The sequence below is a fragment of the Streptomyces sp. GQ60 genome, from assembly GCF_059758875.1.
This window is the reverse complement of the sequence record NZ_JCAXEG010000009.1, coordinates 120,472-134,364: the sequence shown is the minus strand read 5'-3', so window position 1 is coordinate 134,364 and position 13,893 is coordinate 120,472. Positions and strand designations below refer to the sequence as shown.

Annotated in this window: 11 protein-coding genes; 2 read left to right on the top strand and 9 right to left on the bottom strand. The window is 72.0% G+C overall.

Annotation, left to right across the window (positions count from 1 at the left end):
• Positions 1 to 57: 57 nt before the first annotated feature.
• Genes AC6CKD_RS23140 through AC6CKD_RS23130 form a run of 3 tightly spaced genes read right to left on the bottom strand, consistent with a single transcriptional unit; the run spans position 58 to position 2,658 of the window.
• Positions 58 to 852, bottom strand: coding sequence for an energy-coupling factor ABC transporter ATP-binding protein (locus AC6CKD_RS23140; RefSeq protein WP_498329535.1), 795 nt, complete (start codon positions 850 to 852; stop codon positions 58 to 60).
• Positions 840 to 1,601, bottom strand: a complete 762-nt coding sequence (gene cbiQ, locus AC6CKD_RS23135) for a cobalt ECF transporter T component CbiQ (protein ID WP_498329534.1) — start codon at positions 1,599 to 1,601, stop codon at positions 840 to 842. Before cbiQ ends, AC6CKD_RS23140 begins: the two co-directional genes overlap by 13 nt.
• A gap of 1 nt (position 1,602) precedes the next feature.
• On the bottom strand, positions 1,603 to 2,658 hold the full coding sequence (locus tag AC6CKD_RS23130) for an energy-coupling factor ABC transporter permease (RefSeq protein ID WP_498329533.1): 1,056 nt from the start codon (positions 2,656 to 2,658) through the stop codon (positions 1,603 to 1,605).
• 183 nt (positions 2,659 to 2,841) lie between these two features.
• Here AC6CKD_RS23130 and AC6CKD_RS23125 point away from each other — a divergent pair, with 183 nt between their 5' ends.
• Complete coding sequence (locus AC6CKD_RS23125) at positions 2,842 to 3,294, top strand: SsgA family sporulation/cell division regulator (protein WP_498329532.1); 453 nt, start codon at positions 2,842 to 2,844, stop codon at positions 3,292 to 3,294.
• Between the two features lie 116 nt (positions 3,295 to 3,410).
• On the opposite strand, the gene AC6CKD_RS23120 is transcribed toward AC6CKD_RS23125, so the two are convergent.
• Together AC6CKD_RS23120 and AC6CKD_RS23115 are read right to left on the bottom strand one after the other, a co-directional pair.
• A complete protein-coding gene (locus AC6CKD_RS23120; RefSeq protein ID WP_498329531.1) occupies positions 3,411 to 5,618 on the bottom strand; it encodes an MMPL family transporter in 2,208 nt (735 codons plus the stop codon).
• Positions 5,619 to 5,762: 144 nt separating this feature from the next.
• Positions 5,763 to 6,353, bottom strand: a complete 591-nt coding sequence (locus AC6CKD_RS23115) for a TetR/AcrR family transcriptional regulator (protein ID WP_356512305.1) — start codon at positions 6,351 to 6,353, stop codon at positions 5,763 to 5,765.
• A 209-nt stretch (positions 6,354 to 6,562) separates the two neighbouring features.
• On the opposite strand from AC6CKD_RS23115, the gene AC6CKD_RS23110 reads away from it, so the two are divergent.
• Positions 6,563 to 9,859 carry a S41 family peptidase gene (locus AC6CKD_RS23110; RefSeq protein ID WP_498329530.1) on the top strand — a complete coding sequence of 1,099 codons (3,297 nt, stop codon included), beginning with the start codon at positions 6,563 to 6,565 and terminating at the stop codon, positions 9,857 to 9,859.
• A gap of 122 nt (positions 9,860 to 9,981) precedes the next feature.
• On the opposite strand, the gene AC6CKD_RS23105 is transcribed toward AC6CKD_RS23110, so the two are convergent.
• The 4 genes from AC6CKD_RS23105 to AC6CKD_RS23090 all read right to left on the bottom strand — a co-directional run bounded on the left by AC6CKD_RS23105 (position 9,982) and on the right by AC6CKD_RS23090 (position 13,684).
• Entirely contained in the window at positions 9,982 to 10,149 is a 168-nt protein-coding gene (locus tag AC6CKD_RS23105) for a hypothetical protein (RefSeq protein ID WP_498329529.1), read from the bottom strand.
• Between the two features lie 78 nt (positions 10,150 to 10,227).
• Positions 10,228 to 11,112, bottom strand: coding sequence for an SDR family oxidoreductase (locus AC6CKD_RS23100; protein ID WP_498329528.1), 885 nt, complete (start codon positions 11,110 to 11,112; stop codon positions 10,228 to 10,230).
• The gene (locus AC6CKD_RS23095) at positions 11,109 to 12,137 is read right to left on the bottom strand and encodes an alpha/beta fold hydrolase (protein WP_498329527.1); all 1,029 of its coding nucleotides are present in this window, start codon (positions 12,135 to 12,137) and stop codon (positions 11,109 to 11,111) included. The genes AC6CKD_RS23100 and AC6CKD_RS23095 overlap by 4 nt, the downstream gene beginning before the upstream one ends.
• The gene (locus AC6CKD_RS23090) at positions 12,134 to 13,684 is read right to left on the bottom strand and encodes a flavin-containing monooxygenase (RefSeq protein WP_498329717.1); all 1,551 of its coding nucleotides are present in this window, start codon (positions 13,682 to 13,684) and stop codon (positions 12,134 to 12,136) included. Before AC6CKD_RS23090 ends, AC6CKD_RS23095 begins: the two co-directional genes overlap by 4 nt.
• Positions 13,685 to 13,893 lie beyond the last annotated feature (209 nt).

Below are 13,893 nucleotides of genomic sequence, written 5' to 3'. Positions count from 1 at the left end.
AGTCCAACAACCTCCGACCGGCCGTTATGCCACGTCCGAGGGCCTGTCGGCCCCGGCTCAGCCGACGACGACCGAGCGGGGGTCGAAGCCGAAGGGCAGCTCCAGCCGGTGCGCCCGCATCAGCTCCTCGTCGCACAGCACGTCCTGGGTCCTGCCGTCCGCCACGATGCTGCCTTCGCTGAGGATCACCGCGCGCGGGCAGAGCTCCAGCGCGTAGGGCAGGTCGTGCGTGACCATCAGCACGGTCACGTCCAGCGAGCGCAGGATGTCCGCGAGTTCGCGGCGCGAGGCCGGGTCCAGGTTGGAGGACGGCTCGTCCAGAACCAGGATCTCGGGCCGCATGGCCAGTACGGTCGCCACCGCGACCCGGCGGCGCTGGCCGAAGGAGAGGTGGTGCGGGGGGCGGTCCGCGAAGGCGGCCATCCCGACCTGCTCCAGGGCCTCCCGGACCCTTCCCTCCAGCTCGGCGCCGCACATTCCGCCGGCGGCCGGGCCGAAGGCCACGTCCTCCCGGACGGTCGGCATGAAGAGCTGGTCGTCCGGGTCCTGGAAGACGATGCCGACCCGGCGGCGGATCTCGGCGAGGTTCCGCTTCTCCACGGGCAGCCCGGCCACGGTCACGGTGCCGACTCCGCCGGTGAGGATGCCGTTGAGGTGCAGCACCAGGGTGGTCTTGCCGGCGCCGTTGGGGCCGAGCAGCGCCACCCGCTCCCCGCGCCCGACGGAGAGGTCGACTCCGAAGAGGGCCTGGTGGCCGTCGGGGTAGGCGTAGGCGAGGCCGGCCACGTCCAGCGAGGGCGGGGTGGCGGGCTGGGGGGCGTTCACGGGGTTCGGAGCGTTCAAAGGGTCCATCCGATCAGACAGACGGCGAGTGCCGTCACCGGGAGCACGGCCGCGTACGCCCACTGCGTGCGGGTGGCCGCCACCTCGTCGATCACCGGCATGGAGCCGGCGTAGCCGCGGCTGACCATCGCGAGGTAGACCCGTTCGCCGCGCTCGTAGGAGCGGATGAACAGGGCTCCGGCGGTCTTCGCGAGGACCCCCCAGTGCCGGATCCCGCGCGCCTCGAAGCCTCGGGAGCGCCGGGCGATGGACATCCGGCGCAGCTCGTCGCTGATGACGTCTCCGTACCGGATCATGAAGGAGGCGATCTGGACGAGCAGCGGCGGCAGTTTGAGCCGCTGGAGGCCCAGCAGCAGGGCCCGCAGCTCGGTGGTGGAGGCCAGGAGTACGGACGCGGCCACGCCGAGGGTGCCCTTGGCCAGCACGTTCCAGGCGCCCCAGAGGCCGGAGACGCTGAGCGACATGCCCAGGACCTCCACGCGCTCGCCCTGGGCCACGAAGGGCATCAGGACGGCGAAGGCGACGAAGGGCACCTCGATCAGGAGCCGGCGCAGCAGGAAGCCGGCCGGGATCCGGGCCACGGCCGCGGCCGCCGCGATGAGGACGGCGTACAGGCCGAAGGTCCACACCGCTTCGCGCGGTGTGGACACGACGACGATGACGAAGCCGAAGGTCGCGGCGAGTTTGCAGTGCGGCGGCAGACCGTGGACCGGGGAGTTCCCGGGCCGGTAGAGCTTGTGGGCGTGGCCCGCGCCCATGTCAGGCGGCCGGCACGGCCGTGGAGGCGGCCGTCAGGTCGGCGCCGCGGCGGCGGCGCACGGTCCAGAACACGCCGGTGCCGACCGCGACGGTCGCGCCCACGCCGATGATTCCGGCGAGGCCGCCGGAGAGGCGGGCGTCGGAGACGTCCTTGACGCCGTAGTCGGCGAGCGGGGAGCCGGCGGCCGCGTGCTCGGTGACCTTCTGGTCGATGCCGTTGTCGGCGGCGACCTTCTCCAGCCCGTCAGGGCTGGCGGAGGCGTAGAAGGAGACGAAGCCGGCCAGGGCCAGCGCGGCGACCAGCCCGGTGATCCACACGGGCTTCGTGGAGCGGGCGGCGACCGGCACGGCCGCCGGGGCGGCGGGGGCGTCGACCAGTTCGCCGCCGACGCGCAGCTTCAGCGGGGCGGACAGGCCGCGGGCGCCGTGGACGAGGTCGGGGCGGACGGCGATCACGGCGCCGACGGTGGCGGCGGTGATGACGGCCTCGCCGATGCCGATGAGGACGTGGACTCCGACCATGGCCCCGAACACCTTCACCAGCGGGACGTCGGTGGTGCCGCCGAGGGCGAAGAGCAGGGAGAAGAAGGCGGCCGCGGCGGGCACGGAGAGCAGGGCGCCGGCGAAGGCGGCGACGGTGACCGAGCGGCGGCTGTCGGGCAGCAGCTTGACCAGCCCGCGGAAGACGGCGTAGGCGACGACCACGGTGACGACGCCCATGGTGACGATGTTGACGCCGAGGGCGGTCAGGCCGCCGTCGGCGAACAGGAGGCCCTGCATGAGCAGGACCACGGACACGCACAGCACACCCGTGTAGGGGCCGACGAGGATCGCGGCGAGCGCGCCTCCCAGCAAGTGGCCGCTTGTTCCGGCCGCGACGGGGAAGTTGAGCATCTGGACGGCGAAGATGAAGGCGGCGACGAGGCCGGCGAGCGGCGCTGTGCGCTCGTCGAGTTCCCGGCGGGCGCCGCGCAGGCTGACGGCCACGGCTCCGGCGGCGGCGACACCTGCGGCAAGGGAGACGGGGGCATCGATGAAGCCGTCGGGCACATGCATGGTTCTGCTCCGCTTCCTGCGGTCCGTTGACCTGGCAAAGTCTTTAATCGTTCAAGAATAGGGCCTACTTGCGAACGCTTGGCAAGAGCGGTGGCATCACAAATAGCTCCGCGCGGATTCGTGGAAATGTGCGAGGCTGGGGGCAATACGGACGCAAATGTTCCGATTCGAGGAGTCTTGTCGATGTCAGCCGCCGCCGAGAATCCATCCGCAGGTGCCACCGCGACCCGGGCCGCGACCGCTACGGCAGGCCTCATCGAGGCCCCCCTCGCCGAGGCCCCCTTCATCGAGGAACGCGTGCGCGCCCGAGTGATCACCGACGACCCGCTCTACCGGGCCATCCCGGTCGCCCTGCGCTTCGTCCCCGACGAGCCGCTGGCCGTACGGATCGTGTTCCCCGCCGACCTCTCCCCCGAGGGCACCGACAACGAGTGGGTCTTCCCCCGCGCCCTCCTGGAGGCCGGCCTCCAGGCCCCGACCGGGACCGGCGACGTACGCGTCTGGCCCTGCGGGCGCGTCCAGGCCGTCGTCGAGTTCCACTCCCCGGAGGGCGTCGCGGTGGTCCAGTTCGACATCGCCGCCCTGCGCCGCTTCCTGCGCCGTACGTACGCGCCCGCGCCCGCCGCCACCCGTTAGGCCCAGCCGGGCCCGCCCGATCCGGACGGCGGCCGGCCCGGGCGCACGGGAACGGCCCCGCACCTTTCGGTGCGGGGCCGTTCTGCGTGGTGCGTGCGTGCCGCCCGACCCGCGGGTCAGACGTTGGCCAGCTCGCGGTCCTTGTCGGGACCGGAACCGTCCGAGGAATCCCCGAGGTGCTTGCGCAGGCTCTCGCCCTCCACGTCCACGTTCGGCAGGATCCGGTCGAGCCACTTCGGCAGCCACCAGGCCTTGTGGCCGAGCAGTGCGAGGACGGCCGGGACGATGGTCATGCGGACGACGAAGGCGTCGAAGAAGACGGCGATGGCCAGCGCGAAGCCGATCATCTTCACCATCTGGTCGCTCGCGCCCATGAAGCCGGAGAACACCGCGATCATGATGACCGCCGCGGCCACGACCACCCGGGCGCTGTACTGGAACCCGGTGACGACGGCCTGGCCGGGCCGCTCCCCGTGGACGTACGCCTCACGCATGCGGGTGACCAGGAAGACCTCGTAGTCCATGGCCAGGCCGAAGACCACGCCGACCATGAAGATCGGCATCATCGACATGATCGGGCCGGTCTGCTCCACCCCGAAGAGCGAGCCCAGCCAGCCCCACTGGAAGACCGCCACGACGGCGCCGAGGGCGGCGACCACCGAGAGCAGGAACCCGAGGGCCGCCTTGAGCGGGACCAGGATCGAGCGGAAGACGAGCATCAGCAGCAGGAAGGCGAGGCCGACGACGAGTGCCAGGTAGGGCAGCAGCGCGTCGTTCATCTTCTGCGAGAAGTCGATGTTCATCGCGGTCGCGCCGGTGACGAACACCTTGCCGCTGTCGCTGCCGTCGCGGATCTCGTGGACCAGGTCCTCGGTCGCCACGGAGGACGGACGGTCCTTCGGGACGACCGTGATGACGGCCGCGTCCCCGGCCTCGTTCTGCATGGCCGGCATGACGGCGGCCACGCCCTTCAGGCCCTTGATCCGCTCGACCGTCTGGTCGGCGAGCGCCTTGTCCCCGTCCACGACGACCATCAGCGGGCCGTTGAAGCCGGGGCCGAAGCCCTCTGAGAGCAGGTCGTACGCCTGGCGCTGGGTGGTGGACACCGGCTGGGCGCCGTCGTCCGGCAGGCCCATCTCCAGCTTGCTCGCCGGGATGGCGACGATGCCGAGGCCGATCACGCCCGCGAGCAGCACCATGACGGGGCGGCGCAGGATGAAGCGGGCCCAGCGGGTGCCGCCGTTGGGCTTGGGCTCGGCGCCTTCGGCGGCCGCCTTGCCCTTGCCGAGGAAGCGGGACTTCGTACCGGCGGGCAGCACCTTCTTGCCGGCGAAACCGAGCATGGCCGGGACCAGCGTCAGGGCGACGAGGACGGCGATGACCACGGTGCCGGCGGCGGCGAAGCCCATCTTGCTGAGCATCGGGATGTTGACGACGGCCAGGCCCACGAGGGCGATGACCACGGTCAGACCGGCGAACACCACGGCGGAACCTGCGGTTCCGACGGCCCGTCCGGCGGCCTCGTCGCGCTCACGGCCCTCGGCGAGCTCCGCGCGGTAGCGGGAGACGATGAAGAGGGCGTAGTCGATGCCGACCGCGAGGCCGATCATCATCGCGAGGGTGGAGGTGGTGGTGCCGAGGTCCAGCACGTTGGCGAGCGCGGTGATGGAGGAGATGCCGATGCCCACGCCGATGAGCGCCGTCAGCAGCGGCAGCCCGGCGGCGATGAGCGAGCCGAAGGTGATGACGAGGACGATCGCGGCGATCGCGATGCCGATGATCTCGCCGGAGCCCGTCTCGGGGGCGGCCTGCAGGGCGTCGCCGCCGATCTGGACGTTCAGGCCGTCGGCCTTTGCGGCGGTGGTCGACTCCGTGAGGGCCTCACGGGTGGCGTCCGTCAGCTCCATGCCGCTGACCTTGTACTTGACGCTCACGTAGGCGGTGGAGCCGTCCTGGCTGACGGCCTTGGCCTCGTACGGGCTGGTGACCGAGGAGATCTGGTCCTTGCCCGGACCGTCCTTCAGCTCGCCGACGATCTTCTCGACCTGGGGCTTGACCGCCTCGGAGTCGACCTTCTCGCCGGCCGGGGCCTTGATCACGATGCGGGCGGTGGCGCCGTCGGCGGCCATCCCCGGGAAGCGCTGGTCCAGCAGGTCGAAGGCCTTCTGGGCCTCCGTGCCGGGTATGGAGAAGGAGCCTGAGGTGGGTGTGGACGCGGTTGCCGCGCCGAAGCCGGCGGCGAACAGCAGCGCCACCCAGACGAGGGCGACGAATCGGCGGCGCCGGAAGGCGCCTCTGCCGAGTCGGTAGAGGAAGGTGGCCACGTCGGTGGTTCTCCCGTTCGGGTCGTGGGATGGATCAGGGCATGGAATGCCGTTCCGACGACGAGAGCGGCGTGTCAGGAGAGGCAGGAAGCGAGCGCGGGGACAGCGCGGGCGGGCGGCTGCCGGGTGAGCAGCCGGGCAGGATCAGACGCCGAGGGCGGGGAAGACCACGGCGTCGATGAAATCACCGAGGAAGGTCCGGTCGACCGACCGGTCCTCGATGAGCGGGAGGGCGATGAACGCCCCGATGAGCATGTGCGGCACGAAGGCCAGGGCCGGACAGTCCGGGGCGATCTCTCCCCGGTCCACCGCTCGTTGCAGCATCAGCTGCAGACCGTTGATCTCCGGATCGACCAGCAGGTCCCGCAGCGCCTTGTGGAGCTCGGGGCTCTCGTGCACCGCGTGGGTCAGGCCCCGCATCAGCGCGGTGTCCTTCGCCATCTGGGCATCGTCGGAGTTCTCGATCATGACCCCGAAGTCCCCGCGGATGCTGCCCGTGTCGATCTCCCGGAGGGAGACCGGCTGGGTGCAGCGCAGGGCCTTCGCGACCAGCTCGGGCTTGCTCCCCCACTGGCGGTAGAGGGTGGCCTTGCTGGACTTCGTACGGGCGGCGACCGCGTCCATGGTCAGCGCCTCGTAGCCGACTTCGCGCAGCAGGTCGAGTACCGCCCCGTGGAGTTCGGCCTCCCGCTCGGGGGTGATCCGGCTGCGACGCGACATGACCTCTTCGACCATCTCGGCATCTCCTCCCGACCTTGCCCAACCGAACGAAACTGTTTCGTACGGATCGACCATACCCCGGCAGCAAACGAAACGAAACCGTTCCGTTTCGCTTGGCGGGTGGTGTCGGTCACATCCCGGCGACCGCCCGCCGCCCCGCCGGAAGGCGGCATGGATCACCTGTACGAGTTGCCAGCCCCCCTCCGCGCGGAAAGCATTGGGGGGTGAGTCACGACGCGGCGTACCTCCGGTTCCCCCATCTCCACGACGATCTGCTGTGCTTCGCCACCGAGGACGACCTCTGGGTGGCGCCCCTGGTCCCTCCCGGAGAACCCGCGGGCCGGGCCTGGCGGATCACCGTCGACCGGACCCGGGTGGGCCACCCCCGGTTCTCCCCCGACGGCAAGTACATCGCCTTCACCACCTGGCGAAGCCTCGACCCCGAGATCCACCTGGCCCCCGTCGCGGGCGGCCCGGCGCGCCGCCTCAGCTACTGGGGCTCCACCGACACCCGGGTCTGCGGCTGGACCCCGCCCGACAAGGACGGCCGCAGCGACATCCTGGCCGTCTCCTCGCACGGACAGCCCTTCTCCTACTTCGCCTGGGCGTACACCCTGCCCACGGACGGCAGCCCCGGCGGCCGGCTCCCCTGGGGGCCCGTCTCCGACATCGCCGTCCACGAGGAGGAGCGCGACGGCGAGGAGCCCGGCGAGCGGCGCACCCTGCTGCTGACCGGCAAGCCCCCTCACGAGCCCGCCGCGTGGAAGCGCTACCGCGGCGGCGCCACCGGCCGGCTGTGGCTGCACGGCGAGCGGCTGCTGGAGGGCATCGAAGGCCACCTGGACTCGCCGATGTTCGTGGACGGCCGGATCGCCTTCCTCTCCGACCACGAGGGCATCGGCAACCTCTACTCCTGCCTGCCCGACGGCACGGACCTGCGCCGGCACACCGACCACGCCGAGTTCTACGCCCGGCACGCCTCCAGTGACGGCTCCCGCATCGTCTACCAGTGCGCCGGCGACCTGTGGATCGTCGAGTCGCTCGCCCCGGACGCCTCCCCGCGCAAGCTGGAGGTCCGCCTCGGCGGCCCCCGTGCGGGCCGCCGCACCTACCAGGTCCCGGCCGCCAGCCACGTCGACTCCCTGTCGGTGGACGCCACCGGACGGGCCAGCGCCGTCGTCGTGCGCGGCAGCCTGTACTGGCTCACGCACCGCGACGGGCCCGCCCGCACCATCGCGGACACCCCGGGCGTACGGGTCCGCCTGCCCGAGATGCTCGGCAGCGGCGGGCAGGTGGCGTACGTGACGGACGCGGAGGGCGAGGACGCGATCGAGATCGCCTACCTGCCCCGCGCCTCGGGCGAACGCGAGCCGCGCCGGCTCGCCTCGGGCGCGCTGGGCCGCGTACTGGAGCTGCTCTCCGATCCCGACGGGGAGCGGCTCGCGATCGCCTCCAACGACGGACGGCTGCTCCTCATCGACGCGACCGAGGAGTCCAACGGGGAGGCCAGCGAACTGATCCGGTCCGAGAACGGGCCCGTCACCGACCTCGCCTTCTCCCCCGACGGCTGCTGGCTGACCTGGTCGCACCCGGGCATCGGCCGCTCGCTGCGCCAGATCAAGATGGCACGGATCTCCGGGCCCGGCGCGCGCACGATCGTGGACGTCACCAACGGCCGCTTCGAGGACGAGAATCCGGTCTTCACCCGGGACGGGCGCTACCTCGCCTTCCTGTCCTGGCGCGGTTTCGACCCCGTCTACGACGTCCACACCGGTGACCTGTCCTTCCCGCTGGGCTGCCGCCCGTACCTGGTGCCGCTGTCCTCGGCCACCCCCTCCCCCTTCGCCTTCTCCCCCGACGGGCGGCCGGCGGCGGGCGGACTCGACCCGGTCGAAGGGGACTCGGAGTCCGGCGACGGAGCGGTCACCGTGGAGGTGGAGGGTCTGGAGAGCCGCGTGACGCCCTTCCCCGTCTCTGCCTCCAAGTACTCGGCCCTGTACCCGGTGCACGGCGGCGGGCTGGTCTGGCTGCGCTGGCCGATCTCGGGCGCGCTCGGCGAGACCTTCGCCAACCCGGCGGACGTCAGCGGCAAGCCGACGCTGGAGTACTTCGACCTCACCAAGGCCCGCAAGACGGAACTGGCGTCCGGGCTGGACTGGTTCGCCGTCAGCGGCGACGGCACCCGGCTCGTGGTCAACGAGGACGGCGACCTGCGGGCGGTCCCGGCGACCGAATCGGGCGACAGCGACTCCACCGTCTACCTCGACCTGCGGCGCATCCTGCACGAGGTGGACCCGGCGGCCGAGTGGCGCCAGGCCTTCGAGGAGGCGGGACGGCTCATCCGCGCCTACTTCTGGGAGCCGGAGATGTGCGGCATCGACTGGGACGGGGTGCTGCGGCAGTACCGCTTCCTGGTCGAACGGGTCGCCTCCCCGGACGAGTTCGCCGACCTGCTGCGCGAGGTCCTCGGCGAGCTCGGCACCTCGCACGCGTACGTGTCCCCGGCCCGCCGCAACGAGGGTCCCCCGCACTACCAGCGGGCCATCGGCCTGCTCGGTGCCAACCTCTTCCCCCGCGACGGCGCCTGGGTCGTCGGCCGGATCCTGCCCGGCGAGTCCTCCGACTCCAAGGCCCGCTCCCCGCTCGCGGGCACCGGCATCCGCGAGGGCGCGGTCCTCACGCACGTGGACGGCCGGCCGGTGGACCCGGTCACCGGGCCGTACCCGCTGCTGTCGGCGGCCGGCGGCACCACCGTGGAGCTCACCTTCGAGCCCGCCGAGGGCCAGGGCCGCTCCCGCCGGGTCGCGGTCGTCCCGCTGATCGACGAACGGCCGCTGCGCTACCAGGACTGGGTGGCCAAACGCCGCGCGGTGGTCCGGGAGATCAGCGGCGGAAGGTGCGGCTACCTGCACATCCCCGACATGGGCGGGTCGGGCTGGGCGCAGTTCAACCGCGACCTGCGCGCCGAGATGTCGAAGCCGGCCCTGCTCGTGGACGTACGCGGCAACGCGGGCGGGCACATCAGCGAGCTGGTGGTGGAGAAGCTGACCCGCTCGATCCTCGGCTGGGACCTGACCCGCAACGCGCAGCCCGTCTCCTACGCCTCCAACGCGCCCCGGGGCCCGATCGTGGCGCTGGCCGACGAGGCGACCTCCTCCGACGGGGACATGATCACGGCCGCCTTCAAGCTGCTGGGGCTCGGCCCGGTCGTCGGACAGCGCACGTGGGGCGGGGTGGTCGGCATGACCGGCCGGCACACCCTCGGCGACGGCACGGTGATCACGGTGCCGATGAACGCGGCCTGGTTCCCCGAGTACGGCTGGTCCGTGGAGAACCAGGGCGTGGAGCCCGACCTCCCCGTCCTGCGCACCCCGCTCGACTGGGCGGAGGGACGGCACGCGCAGCTCGACGACGCCGTGCACCTGGCGCTGGAGCTGCTGGAACAGGACCCGGCGGCGGTACCGCCCGGCTACACGGAGGTACCGGACCGGCGCCGGCCGAAGCTGCCGCCACGGGAGTGAGCGGGCGACCGCCGAGCGGGCGGGGCGGGTGTCCGTAGGGCATGCGAAAGGGTGCGACCCGGGAACGGCGGGTCGCACCCCTCGGCGCGTGTCTTCAGCTACCGCGATACCGCCGCGTGCCGCTACTTGTCGAAGTTCTCGACGGTCCCGTCGAAGGGTTCGCGGGCCCTGCCCTTGGCCTGGTCGACGGCCTGCGAGGCGCGCTCGGACGCCTCGTCCTGCTTGCCGGAGGCCTTCGCCCGCTCCGCGAGCTCCTTGGCCTTGTCCTGGAACTGGTCCTTGATGCCCATGTGTCCTCACTCCTGTAGCGGTGTTCGGTAAGGGGAACCCGACCAGTCTCACCCAGGTGGACATCCCTCGCATTCCGGTCAGCGGCTCTGGCTGCGCTCCTGCTCGTCCGCGGCCCCGCCGGCCCCCACAAGCCCCTTGGAAACACTGCCCAGTCGCGGTTCGAACCGCTTCATCTCGCGCTGCCCGACTGCCGAGATGATGCCGGGCAGGTACCCGCGGAACCCCTGCATGCCGCGCAGCCACCACTGCGCGTACACGTGCGCGGAGCGCCGCTCGATGCCCGCCACGATCCGGTCGACGGCCGGCCCCAGCGGGTAGGTCCGGTTCGACGGCCACGGCAGCCGCTGGCGCAGTTCGCGCATGACCTCGTCCTGGTCGGCGCCGCGCACCATGTCGGTGTCGGTCCAGGACAGGTAGCCGACGCCCACCTTGACCCCCTTGTAGCCGACCTCGGCGCTCAGGCAGTGCGCGAAGGCCTCGACCCCGGACTTGGAGGCGCAGTAGGCGGTCATCATCGGCGCCGGGGTGATCGCCGCCAGGGAGGCGATCTGCAGGAAGTAGCCGCGGCTCTCCATCAGCACCGGCAGGAAGGCGCGGGCGGTGACGGCGCCGCCGATGAGGTTGACCTCGATGACCCGGCGCCAGGCGTCGGGGTCGGAGTCGGCGAAGGGCCCGCCGGAGGCGACGCCGGCGTTGGCGACGACTATGTCCACCTTGCCGAAGCGCTGCTTGACCTCCTGCGCGACCCGGGCCATGGCCTCGTGGTCGGTGACATCGGCGTACCAGTGGTCGCTGTCGGTGTGCAGCCGCTCGGAGACCTCCTTGAGGGCCTCCGGCTCCAGTCCCACGAGGGCCACCATCGCGCCGCGTGCGGACAGTTTGCGGGCGAGCAGTTCACCGACCCCGCGCGCGGCCCCCGTGACGACGGCTACCTGGCCTTCCAGACTCCTGCGAGCACTCACGGCGTCTTCTCCTTGACGGGCTTCTGGTTCGGGGAGGTCGGGGCGGGAGGGTCGGTGGGGGCGACGGGGTCGGCCGGGGCGGCCGTGCCGGTCGCGGCGGCGGGGGCGAGGGGGACGGCGCCCGCGGCGAGGTACACCTCGGCGAGTTCGCGCACGGCGGCGGTGACGGCTTCCGGAGCCTCGATCGGGCTCATGTGCCCCACCCCGGTCAGCTCGGTGAGCCCCACGCAGTGGGGCAGCGCGGCCGCCAGCCCCCGGGCGTGCACGATCGGAGTCAGCCGGTCGCTCTTGCCGCCGAGGACGGCGGTGGGCACGGTGAGCGCGGCCAGCTGCGCGTCGAGGTCGAGGGAGGCCAGCACCCCGGACCAGGCGTGCCGCACCCGTGTGGGGCAGGCGTGGACGATCCGCGCACAGGCCTCGACCTTGTCGGGCGCGGAGCCGGGGCCCATCGTGGCGTACTTCAGCACCTTGCGGGCGACCGGGGTGACGGGCCCGAGCGGGGCCCGGGATCCCAGGACCGCTCCGGTGATACGGGTCCTCGCGCGGCCGGCGCGCCACGGCAGGACCTGTGCCTCCGCGACCAGCCGGCCGCTGCCGGTGCTGCACAGCAGGACGGCCGCGGCGTGTTCGGCGAACTCCGGCCGGGCGGCTGCGGCCATGACCGTCATCCCGCCCATGGAGTGGCCCGCTATGACGGCCCGCTCGCCGGGGGCGAGGGTGGCCCCCAGGACCGCGACCAGGTCGTCGGCGAGGGCGGTGGTGCCGTAGCCGGAGCCGGCGGGGCTCCGGCCGTGACCCCGCTGGTCATAGGCGATGACCCGGTGCCCGGTGGACAGGGCCCGTATCTGCGCGGCCCAGAAGGCGGTGGAACAGGTCCAGCCGTGCGCCAGCACGACGGCCGGGGCCCCGTCCTCGCCGTGCACCTCCACGTGCAGGCGCGAACCGTCGGCGGAGGTGGCGACCAGCTCCCGGCGGGCGGCCGGCGGGGCGTACGGCCCCGCGGTCACGTGCGTCAGGCGGCTCACGCCGCCTCCTCCCGCACCGCTTCGGCCGCACCGGCCGCCGGGACCCGTTCGCGCTCGCGCTCGCGGACCCGTACGACCTCGTACTCGCTCAGGTCCACGCCCAGCGTCTCCCGGCGGAACTCCCCGGTCGTGCCCGGCCAGACGGTGGTGTTGCGCCCCTGCGCGTCCAGGTACCAGCTCGTGCAGCCGCCGGTGTTCCACACCGTCCGCTCCATCCGCGCCTGCACCTGCCGGTTCCACGCGTTGACCGCGGACGGCCGGGCGGCGAGGGCGACCTTCCCGCCCAGACCGCTTCCACCGAGGAGGGCGAGCTGACGCATGTAGTCCGCCATGTAGTTCAGCTGCGATTCGATCATCAGGATCATCGAGCTGTTCCCGAGCCCGGTGTTCGGCCCGATGATCGTCATCCAGTTCGGGAAGCCCGCCGCGGTGGCCCCGCGCAGCGACTGCATCCCGTCCTTCCAGACCTCCGCGAGGGTCTTGCCGTCCACGCCCACCACCCGGTCGGCGATCGGCATGTCGGTGACGTGGAAGCCGGTGCCGAAGACGATCGCGTCGACCTCGGTCTCGGTCCCGTCGGCCGCGACCAGCACCGACCCCCGGATCTCCTTCAGCCCGGAGGCCACGAGGTCCACGTTCGGCCGGGCGAGCGCCGGGTAGTACTCGCTCGACAGCAGGATCCGCTTGCAGCCGATGCGGTACGAGGGCGTCAGCTTGGCCCTCAGCTCCGGGTCCTTGATCGAGCGCGCCATGTTCGCCTTGGCCAGGGACTCGACCAGCCCGAGCCGGCCCGGCCGCTTGGTGAAGGCGCTGACCTGGAGTTCCCGTATCCCCCACAGCAGCCCGCGGCGGGCCGCCCGGGTGAAGGGGAGCTGGCGGTGCAGCCAGCGCTCCACGGAGGTGATCGCCCGGTCGGTGCGCGGCATCACCCACGGCGGGGTGCGCTGGAAGAGGGTGAGCCGCTCCACCTCGGGCGCGATGGCGGGCACGATCTGGATGGCGGAGGCGCCCGTACCGATCATGGCGACGCGCTTGCCGCGCAGGTCGTAGTCGTGGTCCCAGCGGGCGGAGTGGAAGACCTTGCCGGGGAAGCCGGCCAGTCCGGGCACCTCCGGCATCTTCGGGTCCGACAGCGGCCCGGTGGCGGAGACGACCACGTCGGCGGTGAGGTCCCCGCCCGAGGTCTCGATCTCCCACCGCATCCCGTCCGCGTCCCACCTCATCATCCGGACCTCGTGGTTCAGCCGGATGTGGCGGCGCAGCCCGAAGGTGTCGGCCACGTGCTCCAGGTACTCCCTGATCGCGGGCTGCCCGGAGAAGGTGCGGGGCCAGTCGGGATTGGGAGCGAAGGAGAACGAATACAGGTGGGAGGGCACGTCGCAGGCGCACCCGGGGTAGTTGTTGTCCCGCCAGGTGCCGCCGACGGAGTCCGCGCGCTCCAGCACGACGAAGTCCGTGATCCCCTCGCGCCGCAGCCGCACCGCGGCGCCCAGTCCGCCGAACCCGGACCCGATCACCGCCACGCGTACGTGCTCGCGCCCGTCCATGCCACCGCCCATGCCAGCCACCTTCGGATGCCGATGCCAACGCCCATTCAGATGCTGCCAGCAATCACTGGCACAATCGGGAGAGTAGAGCAGCCGCGTACTCATGGGTAGGGGTCGCGCCGGGAAAGTTACCGGGAGTACGCCCTAGGCTGCGCACGTGCCGCACAATGCGACGCAGGACGCGGCGCCACCCACCACAACCACAGAAG

Coding starts and splice junctions, on each gene's coding strand:
- AC6CKD_RS23140 (WP_498329535.1), bottom strand. CDS start 852: ATGGACCCTTTGAACGCTCCGAACCCCGTGAACGCCCCCCAGCCCGCC.
- cbiQ (WP_498329534.1), bottom strand. CDS start 1,601: ATGGGCGCGGGCCACGCCCACAAGCTCTACCGGCCCGGGAACTCCCCG.
- AC6CKD_RS23130 (WP_498329533.1), bottom strand. CDS start 2,658: ATGCATGTGCCCGACGGCTTCATCGATGCCCCCGTCTCCCTTGCCGCA.
- AC6CKD_RS23125 (WP_498329532.1), top strand. CDS start 2,842: ATGTCAGCCGCCGCCGAGAATCCATCCGCAGGTGCCACCGCGACCCGG.
- AC6CKD_RS23115 (WP_356512305.1), bottom strand. CDS start 6,353: ATGGTCGAAGAGGTCATGTCGCGTCGCAGCCGGATCACCCCCGAGCGG.
- AC6CKD_RS23105 (WP_498329529.1), bottom strand. CDS start 10,149: ATGGGCATCAAGGACCAGTTCCAGGACAAGGCCAAGGAGCTCGCGGAG.
- AC6CKD_RS23090 (WP_498329717.1), bottom strand. CDS start 13,684: ATGGACGGGCGCGAGCACGTACGCGTGGCGGTGATCGGGTCCGGGTTC.